Annotated in this window: 6 protein-coding genes; 3 read left to right on the forward strand and 3 right to left on the reverse strand. The window is 71.6% G+C overall.

The window, feature by feature from the left end; all coding sequences use genetic code 11:
• Positions 1-254: 254 nt before the first annotated feature.
• Complete coding sequence (locus PV350_RS44535) at positions 255-605, reverse strand: hypothetical protein (RefSeq protein WP_499513251.1); 351 nt, start codon at positions 603-605, stop codon at positions 255-257.
• A gap of 200 nt (positions 606-805) precedes the next feature.
• On the opposite strand from PV350_RS44535, the gene PV350_RS44540 reads away from it, so the two are divergent.
• The 3 genes from PV350_RS44540 (at position 806) to proC (ending at position 3,205) form a co-directional block, all read left to right on the forward strand.
• Entirely contained in the window at positions 806-1,594 is a 789-nt protein-coding gene (locus tag PV350_RS44540; protein WP_500339059.1) for an ABC transporter ATP-binding protein, read from the forward strand.
• Positions 1,591-2,328, forward strand: a complete 738-nt coding sequence (locus PV350_RS44545; protein WP_500339060.1) for an ABC transporter permease — start codon at positions 1,591-1,593, stop codon at positions 2,326-2,328. The genes PV350_RS44540 and PV350_RS44545 overlap by 4 nt, the downstream gene beginning before the upstream one ends.
• Positions 2,329-2,395: 67 nt before the next feature.
• Entirely contained in the window at positions 2,396-3,205 is an 810-nt protein-coding gene (proC, locus tag PV350_RS44550; protein ID WP_499513254.1) for a pyrroline-5-carboxylate reductase, read from the forward strand.
• Positions 3,206-3,254: 49 nt separating this feature from the next.
• On the opposite strand, the gene trpS is transcribed toward proC, so the two are convergent.
• Together trpS and PV350_RS44560 are read right to left on the reverse strand one after the other, a co-directional pair.
• On the reverse strand, positions 3,255-4,253 hold the full coding sequence (gene trpS / locus PV350_RS44555; protein WP_500339061.1) for a tryptophan--tRNA ligase: 999 nt from the start codon (positions 4,251-4,253) through the stop codon (positions 3,255-3,257).
• Positions 4,254-4,601: 348 nt separating this feature from the next.
• Positions 4,602-4,822 (reverse strand): hypothetical protein (locus PV350_RS44560; protein WP_500339062.1); only part of this gene is annotated, 221 nt, incomplete at its 5' end.

The raw sequence follows: 4,822 nt of genomic DNA on the forward strand, positions 1-4,822 counted from the left end.
GAACAAGAGATGGGGGATGGGGGGATGAAGGTCTTCACGCGGGTGTCCTCCATTGCGCCCCGGCGCCGGCGTGGGCGGGGGCGTACGTGGTCGAGCAGTGTGGGGGGACGGTTCTCCCGGACCGCGGGCGCCGCGTACGAGTGCATGTGCGTGCACGTGGACGCGCGGGCGCCGGCGCGGGCCCGGGCCGGGTGGGGCCCGGGCCGCGGGCGACGACCGCGGTCAGGAGGGAAGGGCAGGCGGCAGGCCGTGCCTCAGCAGCGGAACGCGCCGAGGGCGATCGGTAGTTCTCCGGATCTGGAGAGGGGTACCGCCTGCCGGGCGGTCCGCGGCGCCGTCACGGCGGCGGACACCTGGGCGCCTTCCGCCGGGACCGTCTCATCGGTCCCGGTGCCGCCCCGTGGTGCCGGTGCCGGTGCCGGGACGCTCACGCTCCCGGGCAGCACCAGGCGTATGCCGTTGCTCCCGTGCCTGCGTGCCAGGCAGTTCCGGGTATCGGGCTCCACGCGCGCCACCGTCGTGCCCGCGCCGCGGCCGGAGACGGGAACGGGCTCGGCGGCGGCGCAGCCTATCGCCGCGAACAGGGAGAGCAGCAGTGCCGCCATGACGGCGACAGCACGCGCAACTCCCTTGGCCGATACCACAGGTGCCCCCGTTCCGATGCGTAGCCGCCCTCCATTTTGCGCAGACAGCCGCTCCATTTTGCAAGCTCTTTAAGCAAACGGAGTGTAAATGATCCGTCACTCAAACGGATGCATCCGCTGCTCCTTGACGCCCCGAGGCGCTCCGGAGCATTATTCACCGCATGATGAATAAAGCCGAGGAGCCCGGAGAACCGGGCCCCGGACCCGCCGTGCACGCCTCCGGGCTCACCGTCGTCCGCGGCGGCCGCACCGTCCTGGACGCCCTGGAGTTCACCGTCCCCCGTGGCGAGATCACCGGCCTGCTCGGCCCCAGCGGCTGCGGCAAGTCGACCCTCATGCGCGCCGTCGTCGGCACCCAGGCGGCCGTCACCGGCACCCTCGACGTCCTCGGCCTGCCCGCCGGCCACCGCGACCTGCGCCCCCGCATCGGCTACGTGACCCAGGCCGCCTCCGTCTACCTCGACCTGACCGTCCGCCAGAACCTCGAGTACTTCGCCGCCGTCCTCGGCGGCGACGCCTCCGACCACGTCGAACGCGCCATCGCCGACGTCGACCTGGCCTCCCACGCCACCGCCCTCGCCGGCAACCTCTCGGGCGGACAACTAAACCGGGTGTCCCTCGCCGTGGCGCTCCTCGGCACCCCCGAACTGCTCGTGCTCGACGAACCCACCGTCGGCCTCGACCCCGTCCTGCGCCGCGACCTGTGGGAGCTCTTCCACCGCCTCGCCGCCGAACGGGGCGCCACCCTCCTCGTCTCCAGCCACGTCATGGACGAGGCCGAGCGCTGCCACCGGCTGCTGCTCATGCGCGAGGGCCGCATCCTCGCCCAGGGCGCCCCCGACGAGCTGCGCGCAGGCACCGGCGCCCCCACCGTCGAGGACGCCTTCCTCCGCCTCGTCGACGAGGCCGCCGGGAAGCTCCCCCACCAGGCCGAGGAGCCCGTCCGATGAACACGCGCCGCACCCTCGCCACCGCCCGCCGCGTACTGCTGCAACTGCGCCACGACCCGCGCACCATCGCCCTGATGGTCGTCGTGCCCTGCGTCCTGCTCACCCTGCTGTCCTGGGTCTACGACGCCAGCCCGCGCACCTTCGACACCGTCGGCGCCTCGCTGCTGGGCATCTTCCCGCTCATCACGATGTTCCTGGTCACCTCGATCGCGACGCTGCGCGAACGCACCTCCGGCACCCTGGAACGCCTGCTGTCCATGCCGCTCGGCAAGGGCGACCTGCTGGCCGGGTACGCCCTCGCCTTCGGCGCCATCGCCGTCGTCCAGGCCGCCCTCGCCACCGGGCTCGCCGTCCTCGCGCTCGGCCTCGACGTCACCGGCTCCGCCTGGCTGCTGCTCCTGGTCGCCCTCGCCGACGCCTGCCTGGGCACCGCCCTCGGACTCTTCGTCAGCGCCTTCGCCGCCAGCGAGTTCCAGGCCGTGCAGTTCATGCCCGCCGTGCTGCTGCCGCAGATCCTGCTCTGCGGACTGCTCATGCCGCGCGACCGGATGCAGCCGGTGCTGGAGGCCATCTCCCACGTCCTGCCCATGTCGTACGCCGTCGACGGCATGCAGGAGGTCCTCACCCACACCGGCGTCACCCGTGACTTCGTCCGCGACATCGCCGTCGTCGCCGGCAGCGCCGCGCTCGCACTCGCCCTCGGCGCGGCCACGCTCCGCCGCCGTACGGCCTGATCCCCCAGGGTGACCGCACCGTGGACGGCGCGGCCTCCGGGCCGCCCACGGTGCGAGGATGACCCCTATGACGCAGAAAGTCGCGGTGCTCGGCACCGGCAAGATCGGCGAGGCCCTTCTGTCGGGCATGCTCCGTGCCGGCCGGCAGCCGGAGAACCTCCTCGTGACCGCCCGCCGCCCGGCGCGCGCGCAGGAGCTGCACGCCCGCTACGGCGTCGAATCGGTCTCCAACGAGGAGGCGGCCAAGACCGCCGACACCCTCATCCTGGCCGTGAAGCCGCAGGACATGTCGGCCCTCCTGGAGGAGCTCGCCCCGCACGTCGCCGCCGACCGGCTGATCATCAGCGCCGCGGCCGGCGTCCCGACCTCCTTCTTCGAGGAGCGCCTCGCGGACGGCATCGCGGTCGTCCGCGTCATGCCCAACACCCCCGTCCTGGTCGACGAGGGCATGTCCGTCATCTCCGGCGGCAGCCACGCCGCCGAGGAGCACCTGCTGCGCACCGAGGAGATCTTCCAGCCGGTCGGCAAGACCCTGCGCATCCCCGAGTACCAGCAGGACGCCGCCACCGCCCTCTCCGGCTCCGGACCCGCGTACTTCTACTACCTGGTCGAGGCCATGACCGACGCCGGCATCCTCCTCGGCCTGCCGCGCGCCCAGGCCCACGACCTGATCGTGCAGTCCGCGATCGGCGCCGCCGTGATGCTCCGCGACAGCGGCGAGCACCCCGTCAAGCTCCGCGAGGCCGTCACCTCCCCGGCCGGCACCACCATCAACGCCATCCGGGAACTGGAGAAGCACGGCGTGCGCCACGCCCTGATCGCCGCCCTGGAAGCCGCCCGCGACCGCAGCCGCGAGCTCGCCTCCGGCAACGGCTGACCGACCGGCCGGCCGGGGTCAGCGGGCCCCGGCCGCCGTCGGCACGGCCTCAGCCCGGCGGCAGCAGCCCGATCGCCCGGTAGGCCGCGTCCACCGTCGGCCGGGCCAGGCCCCGCGCCCGCTCGGCACCGTCCCTGAGCACCCCGTCCACGTAGCCGGGGTCGGCCACCAGCTCCGCGTGCCGTTCCCACAGCGGCCGCAGTTCCTCGACGACGGCCTCGGCGGTGTCCCTCTTCAGGGCGCCGTACGAGTCGTACCCCGCCGCGAGGTCCTGGGGCGCCCGGCCCGTGCACGCCGACAGGATCTCCAGCAGGTTCGCCACCCCCGGCCGCTCCTGCGGGTCGTACGCCACGTCCTGCCCGCTGTCCGTCACCGCCCGCAGCACCTTCCTGCGGACGACGTCGGGCTCGTCGAGCAGGTAGACGATCCCCGGGCCGGTGTCCTCCGACTTCCCCATCTTCGACCCCGGGTCCTGCAGGTTCATCACCCGCGCCGCCACCTGCGGCAGCACCGCACGGGGGACGGTGAACACATGCCCGTAACGGTGGTTGAACCGCACCGCCAGATCCCGCGTCAGCTCCACGTGCTGCGCCTGGTCGTCCCCGACGGGCACCTCGTCCGCCCCGTACGCCAGGATGTCCGCCGCCATCAGCACGGGGTACGTCAGCAACGACAGCCGCACACTGCCGCCCCGCCGCTGCTCCCTGGCCGCCTTCTCCTTGTACTGGACCATCCTGCGCATCTCCCCGTCCGTGGCGGTGCATTCGAGGAGGTACGCCAGGCGGGCGTGCTCGTCCACATGGCTCTGCACGAAGAGCGTGCAGACCTGCGGGTCGAGGCCGGCGGCCAGCAGGAGCGTCGCCGCCTGGCGGCTCAGCCGCCGCACCCGCGCCGGATCGTGCTCGACGGTGAGCGCGTGCAGGTCCACGACGCAGAACAGCGACTCGGCCCGGTGCTGGTCCACAGCCGCCCACTGCCGCACGGCGCCCAGGTAGTTGCCCAGGGTCAGGTGTCCCGTCGGCTTGATCCCGCTGAAGACCCTCGTCATCGCTGTTCCTCCCGGCTGTGGGACCACCGCGGTCGGCGAGCCGGAGCAGAAACACGGACGGCCGCCGAAGCGGCGGCCGTTGGATGCATGCGCTGAGCGTCGGCCGCCGTCAGGCGGCCCACCACAGGTACGAGTGCGCATGCTCGGTCATGCCCCGAAGGTAACGCGCAAACCTGTTGACGGCCACAGGTTTGAAGCACCCCGGGGCGTGGTGTAGTGTTCTCAAGCTGCCTCGGACGGGTCACCTTCCAGAGGTGGCCACTCAAGCCGCCCAGCGGCAAACCACTACTGCACGACTTCCCCTCGGGGATGATTTTGGCATGCCGAAATCAGATCCGAATGGCTCGATTATGAACCGCCGGGGAAATCCGCTAACGTGGTGGACACGCCGGAAGGCGCGAAACGAAAAACCCCGCTCCAATAGGGGGCCGGAAACGAAGAGCGGAAACGCGAAACGGATCTGGTAAGGTTGGAGACAACGAAGGGAAAGCCCGGAGGGGCCGGTGAAACGGTCTCGAAGGAAGCTTCCGTTCCTTGAGAACTCAACAGCGTGCCAAAAGTCAACGCCA

Origin of the sequence: Streptomyces sp. PA03-6a, assembly GCF_033792765.1 — a bacterium.
Lineage (GTDB): Bacteria > Actinomycetota > Actinomycetes > Streptomycetales > Streptomycetaceae > Actinacidiphila.